The following is a 20,109-nucleotide window of genomic DNA, read 5'->3' on the forward strand; positions in this document are numbered from 1 at the left end:
CCGTAAAATATTTGATGTTTCACGCCCTTGACGGCGTGTTGTTTCGTTGGTACTATAATAACAGATAATTTTGTGATATAAAATAGCATTTTATTGATTAGAGGTGTCAGATATTGCTGTTTGACTGGAACACCATCGCCGCACCGGCTGCACTGCTGGACGTGCAGCTTTCCGCGCCCCGCACCCTGACCGGCGAGGGGCTGTGGGTCTGCCTTGTTTCCAGCGGCAGATGCACGGCTTCCCTGCCCGGGGCATCGGCTGCGCCCGCCGGTGCTGTGCTGGTGCTGCCGCCGCAGTCCGCTGCGGCGGGGCACCTGATTTTGAGCCGCGCCCCGCTCACCCTGACCCCGGAGGACAACTGCCATCTGCTGTGCGTCCAGCTGACCGGGCAGGCCAGTGCGCAGTTTTTAAACGGCCTGCGGGAGCTGCCCTACCTTGCCAAGGGCGAGACCTGCCCCGCCGCCGCCGAGCTGATGGGGCGGCTTGCCGAGGAAAAGCCCACCCACAGCCGCGCCCGCAGCCAGCTGGTCTTTGCCCTGCTGTGCGAGCTGGCGGATGCCGACAGCGCCGCGCCCGCCCTGCCGCCGCTGGTGCAGGCCGCCATTGAGGATATCCGCGCCAACTATGCCGGGCTGTACGGCGTGGAGGAGCTCAGCGAGCGGCTGGGCGTCTCCAAAAGCCATCTGGTGCGCACCTTTACCGCCGCCGTGGGCGTGCCGCCGGGCAAATACCTGACCACCGTGCGCATCGAGGCTGCGCAGCGTCTGCTGCTGCACCGGGAGTACACATTGGACGTAGTGGCCAGCCTGTGCGGCTTTTCCGGGGCGAACTACCTGTGCCGGGTATTCAAAAAAGAAACCGGTCAATCCCCTGCACAATGGCGGGCACTGACCGGTCGCGCCGCACAGGCCGGGCTTACGCCCGAGGAGACCATGCGGGAGCAGGAGATGTATATTTAAGCCGTCTCGGCCTTTTTTCTGCGCAGCAGAAACAGGGTCAGCAACGCGGTGAGCAGTTCCGAGGCCGGGAAGGCCGCCCATACACCCGACATCCCGAACACCGCGCTGAGCACCAGCGAGCAGACCACGATGGCTACCATACCCCGGCAGATGGAGGTAACGGAAGCCTCCACCGGGCGGTTCACGGCGCTCAGATAGCCCGCCGCCATAATGTTGAAGCCCGCAAAGAAGTAGCCCACAAAGTACATCCGCATGCCGGTGTGGGCGTACTGCGCCATCTGCACCGAGTTTTCGCTGTTGAACCAGCTTACAAAGGTATCGGTCAGGCCGAACACTGCAGCGTACAGCACCGCAGCCAGCACCAGCACGGTGCCACTGCCCAGCAGCAGCAGCTTCCGCGCCCCGGCGCGGTCGTTCTGGCCGTAGCAGCAGCTCACCAGCGGCTGTGCGCCCTGCGCCACGCCGTTGAAGATGGCCGTAGCCACCAGTGCAAAGTTTGCCACCACGCCGTAGGCTGCTACGCCCACATTGCCTGCCAGACCCAGCAGCAGAAAGTTGAACACCGTGGTGGTCACGCCGGAGGAAAGCTCGCCCACAAAGCCAGAGATGCCCAGCTGACAGCTCTGCCCCAGCAGTCTTGCCGAGGGCATCTGCCGCACGAATTGCAGGGTGTTCTCCTTTTTAAAGAAGTGGCGGCTGCAAATGGCGATGCTGATAATGGGCGAAACCGCCGTTGCCAGCGCCGCACCGGCCAGCCCCAAACCCATGGGGAACATGAAGATATAGTCGAACACCACGTTGAACAGACTGCCGCTCAAGGTCGCCACCATGGCAAGGGAGGGGTCTCCGTCGTTGCGGACAAAGGCCGACACGATGTAGTTGCACATAAAAAACGGGGTGAACAGCAGAAAAATGCGGGCGTAGGGGATGCCCAGCGCCACGATGCCGACATCACCGCCCATGAGCCGCAGCAGCGCCCCGGGCGCAAAGACACCCGCCAGCATCCACGGGATAGACGCCAGTACGGCGCACAGGATGGCGTTGGAGAAATACCGCTGTCCCCGGGCATCGTTCTGCGCCTTGGCAATGGCGTAGCGGGTCGCCGAACCCAGCGCGATCATGGAGCCAATGGCAAAAATAAAGTTATAAATGGGCAGGCAGAGGTTGAGCAGGGTAACGCCGTCTGTACCGGCGGCCTGTGCAATAAAATAGGTGTCGGCCAGAATATAGCACGAGGTTCCCAGCAGACCGAAAATATTCTGCGAGACATATTTAAAGAACTGTTTTGTCAGATCCATACACTTTTCCCTTTTTTCCCTGTTTTTGCATACGTCTGGAAATTGTAGCATATCTGCCGCTGCAAGTCAACCGCAAAACCCGCCCATTATCGTATAAAAGAAGCAGTTGCGCACAGCGCCCTGCGGGTGTATACTGAACACTGCCGCACCGTGCGGCACACCTGTATGCAGAAAGGAAGAAGCCCTATGTCCGACAGGATCTTATTTTCCATCGGCGAAGCGCTGATTGATATGATCCCCTCCCGGGTGGGGTGCAGCTTTGACGAAGTCCCCGCCTTCAGCCCCCGGGTGGGCGGCGCTCCGGCCAATGTCTGCGCCGCCGTTGCCCGGCTGGGCGGGCGCAGTGCGCTGCTGAGTCAGCTGGGCGACGACCCCTTTGGCCACAAGATCGCCCGGGCGCTGGCCGGATGCGGCGTAGAACTTTCCCATCTGGAATTTACCGACAAAGCCAGCACCGCGCTGGCCTTCGTCAGCTTAGCGGAAAACGGCGAGCGCACTTTCAGCTTCTGCCGCAAACCCTCCGCAGACCTGCTGTATACCCCGGAGCAGATCGACCCGGGCTGGTTCTCGCAGGCATTTGCCCTGCATTTTTGCAGCGTCTCACTGGTGGACAGTCCCATGCGCTACGCCCATCTGGCTGCCATCACTGCCGCACGGGAGGCGGGAGCCATCCTCAGCTTTGACCCCAACCTCCACTTCCCCCTCTGGCCGGATCGGGAGCAGCTGCGCCAGACCGTGTGGCAGTTTCTCCCCCTGACCCATATCCTGAAGCTTTCGGACGAGGAGCTGCCCTTTCTCACCGGCACGGAGGATATTGAAGCCGCACTGCCCGCGCTCTTTACCGGAGATGTGCAGCTGGTGCTGTACACCTGCGGCAGCAAGAGTGTCCGCGCCTATACCCGCACCGCCAGCGCCCGCGCCCGCAGCCCAAAGGTGACGGCGGTGGACACCACCGGCGCGGGGGACGGCTTTATCGGCTCGTTTCTGTGGCAGCTGCAGCGGGACGGCGTGACCGCCGCCGAGCTGCCAAAACTTTCCCGCAAGCGCCTGACCGAGTATCTGGCCTTTTCCAGCCGCTTCTGTGCTATCAGCGTGCAGCGCCACGGCGCGCTCGACAGCTACCCCACCTTGGCACAGATGGAAACGGTATTCCCCCCGCTCCAAGAGTAATTTACAGTACATTTTGTATTTTTCAACATTTATATGCTATATTGTATAAAAAGTCCGCTCTTTCACCACCCAAAAGGAGGAACCCATGCCCTTTGAGTTTGCTTTTCTGGACTGGCTGTACCAGTTCCGCAACCCGGTAATGAACGCAATTTCCATCTTTTTTGATTACGCCGGTGCTCACGGCGAGATCTGGATCGCCTTCACCCTGCTGCTTCTGCTCTTCCGGCGCACCCGCAAAGCGGGCTTTGCCATGGCAGTGGCGCTGGTGCTGTACATGGCGGCGGGGCACTTCTTCCTCAAGCCGCTGTTCGCCCGCCCCCGCCCCTGCGATATCAACACTTCCATTACCATGCTGGTGGCGCGTCCGCATGGGCACTCCTTCCCCTCCGGGCACACCGCTTCCGGGGTGGCGGCTGCCTACGCGCTCTGGCTGCAAAACCGGAAGTTGGGCGCGCCCGCGCTGGTGCTGGCAGCCTTTATCGCCTTTACCCGGCTGTACCTCTATGTGCACTTCCCCACCGATGTCCTCGGCGGCGCAGTGCTGGGCATCGCGCTGGGCACTGCGGCCTCCGCATTTGCAAACTATATGGCGAATCGCAAAAAGAAACAACAAATCGTATAAGAAAAGGTCGCTGCACGCATTCTGTGCAGCGACCTTTTTGCTCTATTATTCCTCCGGGAGCTGGCATTTCCGGTTCTGTGCCGGGTTCCAGCACACCAGCTCCAGCCGGCTGTCCGCAGGCAGGGCGGCGTCCGGCTTTGCCGTCTGCCAGCAGCGCTTGAGCACCGCAGCGGCTCCGGCATCCTCTGCGCCGGGCAGCTCGGTGCACAGCACCGTGCCCTGCCAGCCGTTTTCCGTGTACAGGCTCAGCGCGCCCGCCTTGCCGTCCAGAATGGCGGTGATATCCTGTTGCAGCTGCGCGTAGCCCTCGGCGGTGGCGGCGTACTCGCCGTGCCACTTTTCAAAAAATACCGAGAACTCCCCGCACAGCTCAATGAGCAGATCCTCTGTGCCGGTAGGGCTTTGCACCACCAGTGCCAGATCCTGCTCTTCCATGTAGTCAAAGTCCGGGTCGTCCCATGTGTGCACGGTGACCTGCTGTCGGCTGAGCAGCATCAGCAGCTCTCCCTGCTTTTCAGCAGTGTCAAAATCGCCCTGCGGGCTGTTCCAATCTGTGTTCATCGGTGTTCCTCCGTTTTTCTGTTGTACGGGCGGGGTTTTCCCGCTGTATGATCTGTTCAATCCTTCTCCCCGCTGTCTGCGGGCTTCGCCGCTGCGGCGCTGGCCTTCTGTTCCTTTTTAGCGCAGTAGAGCGCGCGATCGGCGCGGTCCTTCACTGCGACCACGTCCTCCCCGGAAAAGGCGGCAGAGCCAAGGGAGACCGTCGGCAAAATGGTAAGCGTCTTGCGCCGTTCTGCCAGCAAGCGCTGCAACGCCGCTGCACAACGGGCTTCGCTTGCCTCGTCTTTCAGCAGCACGCAAAATTCATCGCCGCCGATACGGTAGCAATAGCCGCAGCGGGCGTAGGCTTTTTTGATGCAGTCCGCGATCTCGGCAAGGCAGACGTCCCCCTGTAAATGGCCGTAGCGGTCGTTGATCTGCTTGAAGTCATCCACATCGAACACCACCAGCACCCCGCCGCTGCGGCGCATCTCGGCGGTGCGGTTCAGGTAGCTGTTCTGGTCCAAAAGTCCGGTCAGCGCGTCCAGCTGGTTCCACATCTCGCTGCAATAGATATAATACAGCACCGACAGCAACGTGACGCACAGCCATGTGACGTGCAGCGCCGGCAGCGCGATCTGGATCACGGTCTCCGCGCCCAGAAACAGGGTCAGCGGGTAGATCAGCGTGCGGCTGCGGTTCTGAAAGACCGCCGCCGTGCGCACCGTAGCCACCATAAGGTACAGCATGGAGGCATAATACATGATGACATAAATGAAGAAGTACCCACCCCGGGCGTAGAGGTTTTCCGCACTCACCGAGAACACCGGCCCATAGGGCAGCGTTGCCGCCAGAAAAAGCAGATACGCGCCCTCGCAGCACACTGCCGCCTTGAACCCGCGCCGGATGATGGTTTTTTTGTCCAGCACATACACAAGGCACAGCGCCACCGCCGGTGTCAGCCCGAAGCCCAGATAGTTAGACAAAATATTCAGCCAGCGGTAGCCCGGCGGTGCGCCGTCCACCACGATGGTGATGACTTCCAGCACCGAGATGCACGCAATGAGCGCATAGGCCAGAAAGAACCCGCGCTTCTGCTTTTTATTCAAAGATTCGCTCAGCTTTGTAAGAAAGCACATAAAGCCAAGCACGAAAAGATCAATGGTCGTTAAAATAAAAAAATATCTATCCATTGCAAATTATCTCACTCTGCGCGCTGATGCCTTTGATAAGGCGCAGACAACCTCGATATGCTCCGTATGTGGGAACATATCCACCGGGGTAAAGCCCTCGGCCTTATAGCCCAGCTTTGTCAGGGTGGCAAGGTCGCGGGCGAGGGTGACGGGATTACAGCTGACGTAGACCACCCGCTTCGGAGCCATACGCGCCACGCTGGCAAGAAATTCCGGGGTGGAGCCTTCGCGCGGGGGGTCCATAAAGATCACATCTGCCTTCTCCCCTGCTGCGGCGGCTTCGCGGATCCAGCGGGTGGCGTCGGCGGCAAAGAAGCGGGCGTTCTTTACGCCGTTGTGTCTTGCATTGCCAATGGCATCCTGCACGGCGTCCCGGTTCAGCTCCACGCCCACCACCTGCTTTGCATGGTCGGCGGCGGTCAGGCCGATGGTGCCGATGCCGCAGTAGGCGTCCAGCACCACCTCCTTGCCGGTCAGCTTTGCAGCTTCCACCGCAAGGCCGTACAGCACTTCGGTCTGGGTGTGGTTGATTTGATAAAAGCTGCGCGGGCTGATGGCGTAGGTCTTGCCGCAGAGGGTGTCCAGAATGAACCCCTTGCCGTACAGCACCTTTTCCGCCTCGCCCAGCACCACGCTGGTCTTGCGGCTGTTCACGTTCTGCACCACGGTGGTCACGGTCACGCCGCGCTGCGCGGTTTCCGCCAGCAGCGCCTTTACAAAGTTCTTTGCGCCCGGCAGCACCGGTTGCGCCGTCACCAGCACTACCATCACCTGCCCGGTGGCTACGCCCCGCCGCAGCAGGCAGTGGCGCACAAGGCCGGTGCCCTTGTCCTCGTCGTAGGGCTGGTAGCGGCAGGCGTTGGCGGCAGCCCGCACCGCCTGCATGGTCTTGTCCAGCACCTCGTCCTGCAGCAGACAGCTTTCCACCGGCAGCACCTTATGGCTGTTTGCCGCGTAGATGCCGGAGGTCAGTTTTCCACCCCAGCCGGGAGCGAAGGTGGAGATCACCTTATTGCGATAGTGGTAGGGCTGCTCCATGCCCCGGATGGGGTGCACCGGGCCGTATTTGCCCACAAGAGCACGCACTTTTTCTTCCTTCTGTTTCAGCTGCGCGGCATAATCCAGCCCCAGCAGGGGGCAGCCGCCGCAGTTTTTGGCACGCAGTTTGCAATCCATGGCAGTTTCTTCCTTTATATAACAGATACTCTCTTTTCAGGATATCACAGGGCGGGGTGGATTGCAACTGCAAGGCGGGGCGATTTTTACAGTTTTCTTTTTTACCGCCGGGGCTTTACTTTCCCGCGATGATTTGCCATAATAGGGACAGAAAACGACCGTTTACGGGAGGGCAACAAGATGAAGATCATGGTTTTTGATGTAGGCGGCACCGAGATCAAATACTCGGTCATGGACGAGCAGATGCACCGCACGGACAGCGGCGCGGTGCCCACGCCGCAGGATACGCAGGCGCAGTTTCTGGATGCAGTCTACCGGCTGTATGCGCCCCATAAGGACGAGGTAACCGGCATTGCCATGGCGCTGCCGGGCTTTGTGGATAACCGCACCGGCTATGTGTCCAACGGCGGGGCGCTGCTGTACAACACCGCCACCCCGGTGGGGCAGCTGCTGGCAGAAAAGTGCGGCTGTCCTGTCATACTGGAAAACGACGGCAAGGCCGCCGCCATGGCAGAGCTGGCAAACGGCGCGCTGAAAGGCTGCTGCAACGCTGCGGTGTTCATCATCGGCACCGGCGTGGGCGGCGGCATTATTGCCAACGGGCAGCTGGTGCGCGGGGTGCACTTTACCGCCGGGGAGTACAGCTTTGTCAACACCAACGCCGAGGCGTGGGACGCCCCGGACCAGAACATGGCCTGCCAGTGCAGCACCAGCAACCTGCTTAAATGGTACCGCGCCCGCAAGGCGCTGCCGGAGGACGCCCCGCTGAACGGACGCAGCTTTTTTGCCGCCGCCAACGCCGGAGAGCCGGAAGCCTTAGAGGTGCTGCGGCGGTTCTGCCACGCGGTGGCGGTGCAGATCTACAACCTGACCGTTCTGCTGGATGTGGAAAAGGTGGCCATCGGCGGCGGCATCAGCAAGCAGCCCCTGCTGCTGGAAAGCCTGCGCAGCGCCTACGATGGGCTGTACGCCTCCCGGGCGGGACAGGCCTACATGGAGGGCTTGCCCCGCTGCCAGATCGTGCCCTGCGCCTTCAGCAGTGAGGCCAATCAGGTAGGCGTCGCCGCTGCATATTTTGAAGCTATGCAGAAAAAATGTTGATTTTCAGCCGGTTTCATGGTACTATATCTGCCGTGCGCTGCAAATGGCAAAAAAGCAGCTGCGGGTCTAATATTTTCTTTATAAAAATGCAGAGCCGGACAGCCCGCGGGCTGTCCGGCTCTGCTTGTATTCAAAAATATTTTTTCTGCATCGTTACGCATTCAGGCGGGCAAACGCCTGCCGGACATCGCCGGAGAAATACAGCGTACCCAGTGCGCACACCGGGCCTTCGCCGCCCAGTTCTTCTGCGCGTGCCACACCGGCCTCGATGCTGTCCGCAGCCTCGGCAGTGCAGCCGTAGGCACGGATATGCTCCGCCAGCGTCTGCGCCGGCATGGCGCGGGGGTTGTGCGCCGTCACGGTCACGAACCGCTCGGCCAGCGGTGCCAGCAGCGCCAGCATCTCGTCCACATCCTTGTCTGCCATAATGCTGACCAGAAAGACGAATTTCTGCCCGGGGAAGCGGTCTTTCAGGCTCTGCACCGTGGCGCGCATCCCGTGGGCATTGTGACTGCCGTCCAGCACAAAGGCAGGGCTGTGGCGCAGCAGCTCAAAGCGCCCGGGCCAGCTTACCTGCTCCAGTCCGGTGCGGATGGCGCTTTCCGGGATGTTCCAGCCCTGCTGCCGCAGCACCCGCAGGGCGGTGATAGCCAGTGCGGCGTTGCGGGGCTGATAGCTGCCGATGAGCGGCAGCCGCACCCCGTCCAGCCCGTCAAAGCTGAAGGTAACTGCATCCAGATCCCCGCCGGTGATTTGCAGCTTTGCAAAATCCACCTCAGTAAAGGGGGCGCTGTGCTCTGCCGCCACCCGGCGCAGCACGGCGTCTGCCTCCGGTGCGCCGCCGTAGCTCACCACCGGACAGCCCGGCTTGATGATGCCCGCCTTGGCAGCGGCGATATCTGCCAGCGTGGGGCCCAGCTCCTTGACGTGGTCCATGCCCAGTGCGGTGATCACCGCGCAGGCAGGCTTTTCGATAACATTGGTGGAATCCAGCGTGCCGCCAAGCCCCACCTCCAGCACCACGATATCGCACTGCTGCTGCGCAAAATAGAGCATCCCCAGTGCGGTGATGATCTCGAACTCGGTGGGCACATCCTCCATGGCATCGGCGGCAGGCTTTACCTGCTCCACCAGCTTTACCAGCGCCTCGTCCGGGATCTGCTGCCCGTTGATCTGGATGCGCTCGTTGAACCGGTTGATGAAGGGCGAGGTATACAGTCCCACCCGGTAACCGGCGGCTTGCAGGCAGGAAGCCAGCATTGCCGCCGTGCTGCCCTTGCCGTTGGTCCCCGCCACATGGACGAATTGCAGCTTTTTGTGCGGGTCGCCCAGTGCAGCCAGAAGGGTGCGGGTGCGGGTAAGCCCGGGCTTATGCCCCGCCCACTGCACCGCATGGATGTATTCCATTGCCTGTTCGTAGTTCATAGATACTGCCTCGATTCAAGATCACGATTTAGAATGCGCTCCGCTTCGCTCTGCGCAAAAATAGCGGAAAGAAGATTTTTAATTTGGGGTTCTGAAAAGCCTGCGGGCTTTTCAGAACCCCTTTTTCACAGGAGGGGTCGTAACGGGAAACGGCATTTGCAGCACCGCTTTCTGCGAAAGCGCGGCGCTGCGGGCGAGCGCTTGCTCCCCCTCGGGGGAGCTGTCGCGTAGCGACTGAGGGTTTTTTAATGGAGAAGCGAAAAAAGCGTTAAAGCGATAGCGCCGACTGGCGCAGCGCTAGCTTTTTTGTGCTTCGACTTCTTCTTTAGGATTGTTAAGGGCGTGTAGCCCTTGACCCGTTGCGGGGTGGGTGGAGTTCAGAGGTAGGGAGGGGGGAGTCGGAACACCCCTCCCTGCCTCTGGCCCAGCGGAGCGTCCCTGCACACTGACGGCAAGCAGAAAGTTACCCCTCGGAGCGTAGTGCATCTCCCGGCTGAGAGAATCTCTTACTTCTTTGCCAGCTTCATCAGGCTGCGGTTTTCCAGCAGGATGCGCAGCAGCACAACGTTCACGGCGCTCAGGATGAGGGCATTGGGGATGCGCACCGCCAGCGTTGCCCACGGGTAGCCGTAAAACAGACGCAGCGCCAGCGAGGTGATGACCATAGAGCCCACAAAATGCCCCAGCAGCACGCTGGCTGCAAGCCGCAAATTTGTGGAAAGGCTGCTCAGCTTCTGCCACGCAAAGCCCGCCACTAAGCCGATGGCACCCGCACCCAGCGTGATGAGCGGGTTGATGGCGTAGCCCGCCAGCACACCGCCGATGATATCGGCCACTGCGCCCACCGCAAAGCCTGCGCCGGGGCCAAACACCACCGCCGCCAGCAGCACCGGCAGGCTGCCCAGATTGAACCGGACGAAGCCGGTGGAGATGCTGAGCACACGGCTGAACACAATGCTCATAGCCACCAGCAAAGCCAGCATGGTCAGGGTACGCACCGAAGTTTTTTTGTCGTTCATTGTAGTTGTCCTCCTTAAAAAGGAACAGCAGGCAGGACGCAAAAACGCCCTCCCCTGTGACAGACCGCACAAAGGAGGGCGTGAATTCCAACAACATTCACTTCCGGGCAAAAACCGCAGACGGCTCTCGCCTGCACCCAAGTCCATGCAGCAGCGGGATGCAGACCCTGCACCGCGGTCAATACCTTCGTCCGCAGCACAACTCCCCGTTGATGCGGCACTTAACGCGCAGGGTCTTACTCTGTTGATGATGCCATTATAATCCTTTTTTTACCGCACTGCAAGCGCTCAAACAGACATCTTTGCCAAAGGGTCGTTTTTATTTTTGGCAGTGTTGTATAAACGTAGGACTTTTACCCGCCTGCCTCCCTCTTTTCTTTTGGTGCAGAACGTGGTAAGATGAACACAAGATACCAAAGGGGAAACTGCCCCGGAAAGGAAATTTTCCATGAAATTCAGCGAAATGACCTATACCCGCCCGGACATCAACGCCCTGCTGGCACGGTGCAAGCAGCTGGCCGCCAAGGCCGCCGATGCGCAGGACGGCGACGCCCTCATTCAGGTGTACTACGAGCAGAGCCGCGCCTTTGCGGACTACACCACCGCCTCCCAGCTGGCCAACATCCACTACACCTGCGACACCCGCGATGCCTACTGGAAGGCTGAGCAGGACTTTTTTGATGCCAACGGCCCCGCTGTGACCAACGCCAGTGTGGAGATCAGCCGGGCATTTCTGGCAAACCCCTATGTGGATGCCCTTACCGAGCACTTTGGCACCACCTGCGTAGCCGGTATGAAGAACGCTGTGCTGGGCATGGACGACCGCACCGTGGAATTGCAGCAGGAGTTCAACGCGCTGGTCAGCCAGTACCAGCAGATCTACGGCGGCGCACTGGTGGAGCTGGACGGCAAGCAGCTGACCATCCCCCAGCTGGGCCCCTACAAGGAGGATCTGGACCCCGCCGTGCGCCGCGCCGCCTACGAAGCCGAGGCCGGGTACTTTGACGCCCACCGGGACGAGCTGGACGCATTGTACACCAAGATCGTCAAGAACCTGAATCAGCAGGCCAAGGTGCTGGGCTACAAGGATTACAGCGAGCTTTCCTATGTGCGCATGAACCGCATCGGCTACGGACAGGCCGAGATTCAGGCGTTCCGGGATCAGGTTGCCCGGGACGTTGTGCCCGAGCTGCAAAAAGTGATGGCCATGCGCGCCAAGCGCACCGGCATCACCCACCCCACCTTTACCGACCTGCCCATCATCTTCAAGGACGGCAATCCCAAGCCCATCCCGGGCTATCAGGCACGCATGGACGCCGCCCGCACCATGTACCACGAGCTGAGCCCCGAGACTGCCGAGTTCATCGACTTTATGCAGGACAACGAGCTGTTCGACGTGGAAAGCCGCCCCGGCAAGATGTCCGGCGGCTACATGACCAGCCTGCCCAGCTACAAAGCACCCTTCATCTTTGCCAACTGGAACGACACCTCCGGCGATGTGGACGTGCTGACCCACGAGTGCGGCCACGCCTTTGAGGGCTATGTGGCCGAGCGCGACCCCAACGTGCCTGCCGATCTGGAATGCCCCGCCATGGAAAGCGCCGAGATACACTCCATGGCCATGGAGTTCCTCACCGCGCCGTGGCACCACCTGCTGTTCGGCAAGGACACCGAGAAGTACGCCCTGCTGCACGCCGAGGACAGCTTTGTGTTCCTTGCCTACGGCTGCGCCGTGGACGAGTTCCAGCATATCATGTATCAGAACCCCGACCTGACCCCCGACCAGCGCAACGCCGAGTGGCTCAAGCTGGAAAAGAAGTACCGCCCGTGGATCGATTTTGACAACCTGCCCTTCTATGGCCGCGGTGCCGGTTGGCAGCGCCAGCTGCACATCTACGAGTGCCCCTTCTACTATATCGACTACTGCCTGTCCACCATGGCAGCCTTGCAGTTCTTCCTGCTGAGCCTTGACGACCACAAGGACGCATGGGAGCGCTACCTCAAACTGGTGCGCCGCGCCGGTCTTGCCAGCTACACCGAGCTGCTGCAGACCGCCGGGCTGAAGGTACCCTTTGAGGAAGGCAGCATCAAGGGCATTGCCCAGCAGATGACCCGCTGGCTGGAAGAGCATCAGGTGGGCTAAAGACAAGCGAAAGGCGTTTCGTGACTGCGGCAGGGCGTTTCGTGTCAGTTTTCTTGCTTTTCCGCCGGGCTGCGGTATACTGAAACCAGCATCATCCCCTTCGAGAATGGAAAGGAGTACCGACTTATGAGATCTTCCCGTTTGTTCCGGCGCGTCATCGCCGGTCTGTGCGCTGCCGCCATGCTGTGCAGCGGCATGGCCGCTTCGGCTGCTGCGCCCGCACTGCCCGCCGCCCCCGCTGCGGTGGAAGCCACCAACGCCGCCCCCAGCGATGCCGAACTCAAGACCGCTTTTTCCAAGTTCACCATCACCTACGACGAGGAGGCCGGCGGCTGGGATTTTTCCTCTCCGCAGGAGCAGGCCAGCATGGATAAAAAGTCCTGCGGGCTGTACCCCTATATGTTCTTGCAGGACGATAGCATTGCCTTTAATATGATCCTGACCTATGTGGGCAGCAAAAAGCTGGACATCAAAACGGTCAACGTATCTGCTGATGACGAGCTGTACACCTTTACCTGTGACGAGGAGTACGGCGGCGGCTACGATCAGGATCTGGGCTGCTGGTTCGATCTGGAGCTATTCCAGCTGAGTGACGAGGAGGTCAGCCTGCTGAGCGAGTGGTTGAACGCCAAGAGCGTCACCGCCGTATTCGTTGGCCGGGACGGCACCACCCAGAGCTATGCCCTGACCAAGGAGAACCGCACCGCCATTCAGGAGATGGTCACCGCCTACAACCTGATGCTCTCCTCCACCGTGGAGCAGTGTGAGCCCATCCTGACCAGTCTGGCAAAGTAACTGCATTTCCAGAGTCCCCGGAGCGTCTGCGGATGCTCCGGGTTCTTTTTTGCGAAATTTCAATTTTTTTGCAAAAAATGCTTGCCAAACCAGCAAAGCTGTGCTATACTAATTGAGCTGTGATGTGCTGCTATAGCTCAGTTGGTAGAGCGCATCCTTGGTAAGGATGAGGTCTCCAGTTCGAATCTGGATAGCAGCTCCAGCTTAACCGCCCCGAAGTCTTAGGACTTCGGGGCGGTTTTCGTTTTCCTTTCAGCCGCATTGCAAAGAAATACCGCCGCACAGCTGTGCGGCGGTATTTTTCATTCTTCCTCGTCGGGGATATTCTCTGCATCCAGCAGATACTCGGTCTCGGTCTGCTGTTCCATCTGCTGCTCTGTCCAGTCCAGCTGCACAGCGCCGCTCAGGTCCAGCGAATAGTCCTCGGTATACAGCAGACTACCGGTGTTCAGGCTGCTTTCCGCCGGGCTGCGGGCATCCCATGCAAAGTGCAGATTTTCCGGCGGCACGGTGCACTGCTTTGCCAGTGCGGTCAAAGTGTAGCAATCCCGGGCAAAGGCAGCGGCGCTGTCGTAAGGGCCGAACAGCTCCACGGTCAAGGTCAGGTAGACATCCCCGGCGGGCAGGGCGGCGGCCTGCTGCAAGGTTTCGGTCTGCGGGCCGCTCAGGAACATTCTGCCGCTGATATCCCGGATGGCAATATCCTGCGCATCCTGCTTGCAGGCGGTGTACAATTCGTCAATGGCCTGCGTACTCAGCCGGTTCATGACTTGCTGTTTTTCGGGTGTCAGCTCGTCAAACATCACGGGCAGCATCGCCATGCAAAAGCAGCCCGCCATCAGCACCAGACAGACCAGCACGGACACAAAATCGTACTTCCAGCGGCCGGGGCGGGCGGCAAAGAAGAGCACCTCGCATCCCAGCAGAACCAGCGCCACCGCCGGGGCAATTTTCAGGGTCAGCTGCACATCAAAGCCCGGCACGAAGAAATACAGCAGGAAGAACACGCCCGCCGCAATGAGACACGCGCCCAAGGTCAGGCTGCCCACCCGGCGCAGGGGCTTTTCAGCGGGTCGTTTTTCTGCCGGTTTCTGCTCCGGCGCGGGCGCACTGCCCGGCTGTGCCGTCAAAGGGGTCTTATTCTGCTCGGTCATCGTCATCCTCCGCAGGGGTTTCGTTCTGTTCTGCGTCGGTCACCGGCTCCCCCAGCAGTGCCGAAAGCTCCGGCATGGCAAAATGGGCGTCCGTGTCCGCGGTGTCCGCGGCATCCTCTGCATCCTCTGCCTGCGGCGCAGCCGTGTAGGCGTGGAAGTCCTCGGGTTCCTCCTCGGGGGGCTGCTTGCCCTTTTTGTTTTTCGGGCCGCGCACCAGCCACATACCGCACACGATCAGCGCCACGCAGACCACGATCTGCGGCAGGGCATCCAGCATCAGGTAGATGGCGCGGAAAACCGGGTTATCCTGTCCCCAGCGCCACATCACATCGCCCAGCACCCGCATGATGATATTGTTGTAGAACACGATGGCGCCCAGCGCGATGAGCCCCCAGCCCACCAGCTTGTGGCTTTCGCCCATGAACTGGGTCATGCGGGCATCGTGCCAATTAAAGTGCACCAGATAATCGTCCTCCGGGGCTTTTTCTGCCGCCAGCTGCGCGCGGAGGTTCAAGGTATCGAAAAAGCTGTACATATACACAACGATGCAGCCGACTACCAGTGCGTCCAGCCCCGTGGTGCTGCCTAGGATAATGAACAGGCAGAACATGGTGATGAGCGAGAGCCCCCGCTTCATATAGCCCTGATACATCTGCCCCGCACCGGGGATGCAGGCAAACAGCAGGGTCAGGATCCCGTTTTTCTTCATAATCAGTTCCCTCATTTCTCAGTGGTGTCTGCACTGCGGTGCAAAAGCGCATCCAGTGCATCGGATAGTTTTTCGGTCAGCTGTTTTTTATCCTCTATGGGCTTGCCCAGCGGAGCGGTGGATTGCTGCGGCGCTTTGTCATTCACCGGCTTGCCCAGCAGCTCCGGTTCGGTCTGCTGGGTGGTCTGCGGCAGCCATGTATTCAGCTGCTGCCCGGTGTGCAAGATCTGTTCCAGCGTACCGGTGCGCCACAGCGTCAGCGCCAGCACGGCGGCTACGGTGGCCACAGCGGCGCGTCCCCATGTGTTCTGCATCAGCCGTATCCAGATGGTGCCCATCACCGCGCCCCGGGCGGAGCGCGGCGGCTGCTCCAGCACATCGTCGGTCAGCAGAGCGGTGTAGCGGTCCATGCAGCGGTCGCAGTAGGCAAGGTGCTCGGCGGCTTCCAGCCGCTGCGTTTCGTCCAATTGTCCACCGACCAGTGCCTGTAAGCCTTCCTCGCTCAGACAGCCTTTTACGTCAAACAGTTCCATGTACGCTCCTCCTTTCACAGGGTATGCGGTCGTTTTGCAAGATCTGCTGCGCCAGCATCTTTTTGGCGCGGTAGACCTGCGCTTCCACCGTTTTGGGCGGTCGGCCGCACAGTCTTGCAGCTTCGGCCATGGTGTGCTGCTCCAGCAGCACCAGACGGCAGGGCGTACAGTAGGGCTCGCGCAGGTTTAAGATCATCCCGGTAAGCTCCTCCTCGCCCAGCGCATCCAGCACCTGCTGTTCCGGCTGCATACCGGGCGGCGCGCCCTCCAGTGCCAGCACCTCGTCGCCGGGGGTGTTCATCTTGCGCACCCATGCGCTGCGCAGATAGTCTTTGGCTTTGTTGGCCGCGATCCGCGCCAGCCATTGCTTTTCAAAGCCGGGCGGGCAGCGGTCGATGGCCCGCCACGCCGCCAGAAAGGTCTCCTGCGTCAGATCCTGCGCTTCCTGTACATCCGGTACCAGCTGGTGGCAGACCGTGTACACGAGCGCCTGATATTTCTGCACCATCGTGCTGAATTCCTGTGTTGTCAACGCGCTGCACGGCCTCCTTTCCGGTCTTGGATGCGCTGCTCTGCGCCGCCCTTCTGTCTTTAATACGAGAGAGCGGCGGCAGTTCCTGCAAAAAACTAAAATATTTTCAAACTTTTTCTTCTTCCACAGATATGGTACAATAGCAGTATAGCACACAGGGAGGATTTTCGCCATGGCTTCTACCACCCGTCAGGCGCTTTTACAGGCGCTGAGCGCCGCCGAGGGCGCGTATATTTCCGGCCAGCAGCTGGCGCAGCAACTGGGCGTCAGCCGCGCTGCCGTGCACAAGGCGGCGGCGGCGCTTACCGCGCAGGGCTATGCGCTGGAAGCCGTCTCCCGCCGGGGGTACCGCCTGCTGGGCGGCGACCCCTTCTGCACCGAGGCGGTAGGCCCCTACCCCGCCCCGGTGCAGCTGTACGACACGCTGGAAAGCACCAACCGCACCGCAAAGCTGCTGGCGCTGGAAGGCGCTGCCCACGGCACGCTGGTGCTGGCGGGCGGGCAGACCGCCGGGCGCGGGCGTCTGGGACGCAGCTTTGCCAGCCCGGCGGGCAAGGGAGTGTACTGCTCGGTAGTGCTGCGCCCACCGCTGCCTGCCGCCAACGCCCAGACCGCCACCATCGGCGCAGCAGTGGCGGTGTGCCGGGCGGTGCAGGCGCTGTGCGGGGTAGAGCTTGCCATCAAGTGGGTGAACGACCTGTACTATAAGGGCAAAAAGGTGTGCGGCATTTTGACCGAAGCCGGCACCGACCTTGAAAGCGGCCAGCTGGAATGGCTGGTGGTGGGCATCGGGCTGAACCTGACCGCCACGGCAGAGGACTTTCCCCCGGAGCTGACCGCCAAAGCAGGCAGCTTATACCCCGGCGGCCCTGCCCCGGTAAGCCGTGCGGCGCTGGCGGGTGCCATCGGGCGGGAGCTGTTGGCGCTCTGCCCGGGCTTTGCCTGTCTGGACGAGTACCGCGCCCGCTGCTTTGTGCCCGGCCATTGGGTGACCGTGTGCACCGGCACCGAGACCTATGCCGCGCAGGCGCTTTCCATTGACGATGCCGGGCGGCTGGTGGTGCAGCGGGAGGGCGGGCGCACCGAGGCGCTGCGCTGCGGCGAGGTGACCATCCGCCCCACCAAGACGGAATAAACGGGAAAGAGAACGATTTGAATGCCCTCCGCGTTGCTCTGGGCATGATTTAAGGAAAATTTATTTTAGATTTCGGCAGAACGGAACGCCTGCGGGCGTTCCGTTCTGCCATTTTCACGAGAAGGGTCGTAATGGTAAACTGCATTTGCAGCGCCGCTTCCTTCGGAAGCGCGGCGCTGCGGAGTGCGTTACCGTTTGCCTTCTCGGCCCCTCCTGTGAAAAAAGCGTTTGGAGCGCTCCGCAGAGCGCGACAAACGCGAAATTAAAAATAATTATTCCGCTGAAGATGCCCAAAGCGCAAGCGGAGGGCACTCCCAATCATTTTCATTCAGGATACAAAAAGCCCGCCGGGCATTGCAGCACGGCGGGCTTTGGTTTACAGTTTACTCTGCCTTGGTCTCGGGCTTTGCCTCAGCCTTGGTCTCCGGCTTTGCTGCGGGAGCAGCAGCGGGAGCGGCGGGCTTCACCACGGGCTTCGGGGGATTGGGGTCGTCCTTCAGCGGGAACAGGATGATGTGCTTGGGGCACTTCTGGGCGCACATACCGCAGCCCTTGCACTTGTCGTAATCAACGCGTGCCACGCCGTCCACAACATGGATGGCGTCGAACTTACAGGTGCGCTCGCACATGCCGCAGGCAATGCAGGAAGTGGTGCACAGCTTGTTGGCCACAGCACCCTTATCCTTGTTGGAGCACATGACCACCGGCTTGCGGGGGCCGGCAGCGTCGATCATGATCACCTGCTTGGGGCAGATGTTGGCACAGGCACCACAGCCGGTGCACTTGTCCTTGTCCACCTTTGCCACACCGTCTACGATGTGGATGGCGTCGAACTTACACACCTTGGTGCAGTCGCCCAGACCAATGCAGGCGAAGGAGCAGGTCTTGGGGCCGCCGTACAGAGCTGCCGCAGCAGCACAGGTCTGGATGCCCTTGTAGTCGTAGGCGGGCTTGCAGTGCTCGGAGCTGCCCTGACACTGCACAACAGCCTTCTTCTCTACGGCGCTTGCCTCGCCGCCCATGATCTTGGCAATAGCAGCGGCAGCCTTGGGGCCGCCGGGTGCGCACTTGTCGCAGGGCACGCCGTCCAGAACAACAGCCTTTGCGTAGTCGGAACAGCCGGCGTAGCCGCAGCCGCCGCAGTTTGCGCCGGCCAGACAGGCAGAAACTTCCTCAATGCGGGGGTCTTCCTCCACCGCCATGAACTTTGCGGCAGCCACCAGAACGATGGCACCCACAGCGCCCACGATGGTGCACAGGATAACAGCAGATACAATATTCATAGTCCTGTTCCTCCCTTACAGCGTAACATTGAACAGGTTTTCGACGATGCCGCCGAAGCCCATGAAGGACAGGCTGGTGATTGCAGCTGCGATCAGGGTGATGGGCAGGCCCTTGAAGGGTGCCGGGGGATCGCAGGCTTCCACGCGCTTACGCACGCCGCTGAACATGACCATGGCCAGCATAAAGCCGCAGCCTGCGCCGATGGCGCAGATCAGAGCCTCGATGTAGGCGTAGCCGAAGCCGTGTGCAGCCACATCTGCGCCGTAGTCGCCCACGACCAGAATGGTAACGGCCAGCACGCAGCAGTTGGTGGTGATCAGGGGCAGATAAACGCCCAGCGAGTTATACAGTGCAACGATGTACTTCTTGAGGAAGATCTCGATGAACTGCACCAGCACGGCGATGACCAGAATGAACACGATGGTCTGCAGGTAGCTCAGACCAGCCGGGTCCAGAATGAAGATCTGGATGGGGAAGGTAACGGCCGTTGCCATGAACATGACGAAGATGACAGCACCGGACATACCAACAGCGGAATCCAGCTTTTTGGAAACGCCCAGGAACGGGCAGATACCGTAGAACTTCACCAGCACATAGTTGTTGACAAGGATCATGCTGAAGAAGATCGCAGCGAGTTTGACGAGCATCTTATTCCGCCTCCTTCTTCAGATTGTCAAGATCACAGCAGCTCTTGCGCTCGATGCGGGCGTCCAGCTTGCCTTCCAGCCACACACAGCCGGCCATCAACAGGCCAAAGCAGAAGAATGCACCGGGAGCCTGCGTCATGATGGACACCTTGGCAACGCCTTCCGGAATGATCTGGAAGCCCAGCCAGGTGCCGCTGCCCAGGATCTCACGGATGGAGGCCATCAGGGTAGCGGTGAGGGTGTAGCCGAGGCCCATGCCCACGCCGTCCAGTGCGGAATCCACCACATTGTTCTTGCAGGCGAACATCTCGGCACGGCCCAGAATGATACAGTTGACAACGATCAGGGGCAAAAACACGCCCAGAGCGTTGTACAGGCTTTCCATGTAGGCCTGCATGAACATCTGCACGATGGTCACAAAGCCTGCAATGATAACGATGTAGCAGGGCAGATGCACCTTGCCGGGGATGACTTTCCGCAGCAGGGAGATCATGATATTGGAGCACACCAGCACGAAGGTGAAGGCGGCGCCCATGCCCAGTGCGCTGGAAACTGCCGTGGTAACGGCCAGAATGGAGCAGGTGCCCAGAACCAGACGCAGAACAGGGTTTTCTTTGATGATGCCGTTGGTAAGGATGCTTACCTTGGACTTATTTTCTTGTGCCATTTCTTAC

The 20,109-nt window shown here is 60.3% G+C and carries 20 protein-coding genes, 1 tRNA gene and 1 riboswitch; of the genes, 8 read left to right on the forward strand and 13 right to left on the reverse strand.

What is annotated here, in order from left to right:
* The first annotated feature begins 113 nt into the window (after positions 1 to 113).
* Complete coding sequence (locus MTP36_RS13420; protein ID WP_055186259.1) at positions 114 to 959, forward strand: helix-turn-helix domain-containing protein; 846 nt, start codon at positions 114 to 116, stop codon at positions 957 to 959.
* Here MTP36_RS13420 and MTP36_RS13425 read toward each other — a convergent pair.
* Entirely contained in the window at positions 956 to 2,257 is a 1,302-nt protein-coding gene (locus tag MTP36_RS13425) for an MATE family efflux transporter (protein ID WP_249251307.1), read from the reverse strand. The genes MTP36_RS13420 and MTP36_RS13425 overlap by 4 nt on opposite strands.
* Before the next feature lie 186 nt (positions 2,258 to 2,443).
* Between MTP36_RS13425 and MTP36_RS13430 the strand changes: the two genes are divergently transcribed.
* Positions 2,444 to 3,427, forward strand: a complete 984-nt coding sequence (locus tag MTP36_RS13430; protein WP_249251308.1) for a carbohydrate kinase family protein — start codon at positions 2,444 to 2,446, stop codon at positions 3,425 to 3,427.
* An 85-nt stretch (positions 3,428 to 3,512) separates the two neighbouring features.
* Complete coding sequence (locus tag MTP36_RS13435) at positions 3,513 to 4,049, forward strand: phosphatase PAP2 family protein (protein ID WP_249251310.1); 537 nt, start codon at positions 3,513 to 3,515, stop codon at positions 4,047 to 4,049.
* A gap of 45 nt (positions 4,050 to 4,094) precedes the next feature.
* On the opposite strand, the gene MTP36_RS13440 is transcribed toward MTP36_RS13435, so the two are convergent.
* The 3 genes from MTP36_RS13440 to rlmD all read right to left on the reverse strand — a co-directional run bounded on the left by MTP36_RS13440 (position 4,095) and on the right by rlmD (position 6,958).
* Positions 4,095 to 4,610, reverse strand: a complete 516-nt coding sequence (locus MTP36_RS13440) for a hypothetical protein (protein WP_249251313.1) — start codon at positions 4,608 to 4,610, stop codon at positions 4,095 to 4,097.
* A 56-nt stretch (positions 4,611 to 4,666) separates the two neighbouring features.
* Entirely contained in the window at positions 4,667 to 5,698 is a 1,032-nt protein-coding gene (locus tag MTP36_RS13445) for a GGDEF domain-containing protein (RefSeq protein ID WP_249251314.1), read from the reverse strand.
* Positions 5,699 to 5,788: 90 nt separating this feature from the next.
* Entirely contained in the window at positions 5,789 to 6,958 is a 1,170-nt protein-coding gene (gene rlmD, locus MTP36_RS13450; protein ID WP_249251316.1) for a 23S rRNA (uracil(1939)-C(5))-methyltransferase RlmD, read from the reverse strand.
* A 180-nt stretch (positions 6,959 to 7,138) separates the two neighbouring features.
* On the opposite strand from rlmD, the gene MTP36_RS13455 reads away from it, so the two are divergent.
* The gene (locus tag MTP36_RS13455; protein ID WP_249251319.1) at positions 7,139 to 8,059 is read left to right on the forward strand and encodes an ROK family protein; all 921 of its coding nucleotides are present in this window, start codon (positions 7,139 to 7,141) and stop codon (positions 8,057 to 8,059) included.
* A 153-nt stretch (positions 8,060 to 8,212) separates the two neighbouring features.
* Here MTP36_RS13455 and MTP36_RS13460 read toward each other — a convergent pair whose 3' ends face one another.
* Both MTP36_RS13460 and MTP36_RS13465 read right to left on the reverse strand, forming a co-directional pair.
* Complete coding sequence (locus tag MTP36_RS13460; protein ID WP_249251322.1) at positions 8,213 to 9,484, reverse strand: bifunctional folylpolyglutamate synthase/dihydrofolate synthase; 1,272 nt, start codon at positions 9,482 to 9,484, stop codon at positions 8,213 to 8,215.
* A 506-nt stretch (positions 9,485 to 9,990) separates the two neighbouring features.
* The gene (locus tag MTP36_RS13465; protein ID WP_005923065.1) at positions 9,991 to 10,503 is read right to left on the reverse strand and encodes a folate family ECF transporter S component; all 513 of its coding nucleotides are present in this window, start codon (positions 10,501 to 10,503) and stop codon (positions 9,991 to 9,993) included.
* Between the two features lie 149 nt (positions 10,504 to 10,652).
* A riboswitch (THF riboswitch) is annotated at positions 10,653 to 10,749 on the reverse strand.
* A gap of 202 nt (positions 10,750 to 10,951) precedes the next feature.
* Here MTP36_RS13465 and MTP36_RS13470 point away from each other — a divergent pair.
* The 3 genes from MTP36_RS13470 to MTP36_RS13480 all read left to right on the forward strand — a co-directional run bounded on the left by MTP36_RS13470 (position 10,952) and on the right by MTP36_RS13480 (position 13,643).
* Positions 10,952 to 12,646 (forward strand): M3 family oligoendopeptidase, encoded by a 1,695-nt coding sequence (locus MTP36_RS13470; protein ID WP_249251330.1) that lies wholly within the window; start codon positions 10,952 to 10,954, stop codon positions 12,644 to 12,646.
* A 126-nt stretch (positions 12,647 to 12,772) separates the two neighbouring features.
* On the forward strand, positions 12,773 to 13,441 hold the full coding sequence (locus MTP36_RS13475; RefSeq protein WP_249251333.1) for a hypothetical protein: 669 nt from the start codon (positions 12,773 to 12,775) through the stop codon (positions 13,439 to 13,441).
* 126 nt (positions 13,442 to 13,567) lie between these two features.
* Positions 13,568 to 13,643 (forward strand) — tRNA-Thr (locus MTP36_RS13480).
* A 100-nt stretch (positions 13,644 to 13,743) separates the two neighbouring features.
* On the opposite strand, the gene MTP36_RS13485 is transcribed toward MTP36_RS13480, so the two are convergent.
* Genes MTP36_RS13485 through MTP36_RS13500 form a run of 4 tightly spaced genes read right to left on the reverse strand, consistent with a single transcriptional unit; the run spans position 13,744 to position 16,345 of the window.
* A complete protein-coding gene (locus MTP36_RS13485; protein WP_249251335.1) occupies positions 13,744 to 14,595 on the reverse strand; it encodes a hypothetical protein in 852 nt (283 codons plus the stop codon).
* Positions 14,579 to 15,304, reverse strand: a complete 726-nt coding sequence (locus MTP36_RS13490; RefSeq protein WP_249251337.1) for a hypothetical protein — start codon at positions 15,302 to 15,304, stop codon at positions 14,579 to 14,581. The genes MTP36_RS13485 and MTP36_RS13490 overlap by 17 nt, the downstream gene beginning before the upstream one ends.
* A gap of 11 nt (positions 15,305 to 15,315) precedes the next feature.
* Positions 15,316 to 15,837 carry a hypothetical protein gene (locus MTP36_RS13495; protein WP_055186237.1) on the reverse strand — a complete coding sequence of 174 codons (522 nt, stop codon included), beginning with the start codon at positions 15,835 to 15,837 and terminating at the stop codon, positions 15,316 to 15,318.
* Positions 15,824 to 16,345 (reverse strand): RNA polymerase sigma factor, encoded by a 522-nt coding sequence (locus tag MTP36_RS13500; protein WP_249254438.1) that lies wholly within the window; start codon positions 16,343 to 16,345, stop codon positions 15,824 to 15,826. Before MTP36_RS13500 ends, MTP36_RS13495 begins: the two co-directional genes overlap by 14 nt.
* A 196-nt stretch (positions 16,346 to 16,541) precedes the next feature.
* Here MTP36_RS13500 and MTP36_RS13505 point away from each other — a divergent pair, with 196 nt between their 5' ends.
* A complete protein-coding gene (locus MTP36_RS13505; protein ID WP_249251339.1) occupies positions 16,542 to 17,504 on the forward strand; it encodes a biotin--[acetyl-CoA-carboxylase] ligase in 963 nt (320 codons plus the stop codon).
* Between the two features lie 383 nt (positions 17,505 to 17,887).
* Here the strand turns inward: MTP36_RS13505 and MTP36_RS13510 are convergent, their stop codons facing one another.
* Genes MTP36_RS13510 through rsxE form a run of 3 tightly spaced genes read right to left on the reverse strand, consistent with a single transcriptional unit; the run spans position 17,888 to position 20,102 of the window.
* Positions 17,888 to 18,787, reverse strand: a complete 900-nt coding sequence (locus MTP36_RS13510; RefSeq protein ID WP_118658443.1) for an RnfABCDGE type electron transport complex subunit B — start codon at positions 18,785 to 18,787, stop codon at positions 17,888 to 17,890.
* Positions 18,788 to 18,802: 15 nt separating this feature from the next.
* Positions 18,803 to 19,435, reverse strand: a complete 633-nt coding sequence (locus MTP36_RS13515; protein ID WP_112090889.1) for an electron transport complex protein RnfA — start codon at positions 19,433 to 19,435, stop codon at positions 18,803 to 18,805.
* 1 nt (position 19,436) lies between these two features.
* The gene (gene rsxE / locus MTP36_RS13520; protein WP_055186231.1) at positions 19,437 to 20,102 is read right to left on the reverse strand and encodes an electron transport complex subunit RsxE; all 666 of its coding nucleotides are present in this window, start codon (positions 20,100 to 20,102) and stop codon (positions 19,437 to 19,439) included.
* Positions 20,103 to 20,109: the final 7 nt, after the last annotated feature.

It is taken from the genome of Faecalibacterium sp. I4-1-79, assembly GCF_023347235.1.
Classification (GTDB): domain Bacteria; phylum Bacillota; class Clostridia; order Oscillospirales; family Ruminococcaceae; genus Faecalibacterium; species Faecalibacterium tardum.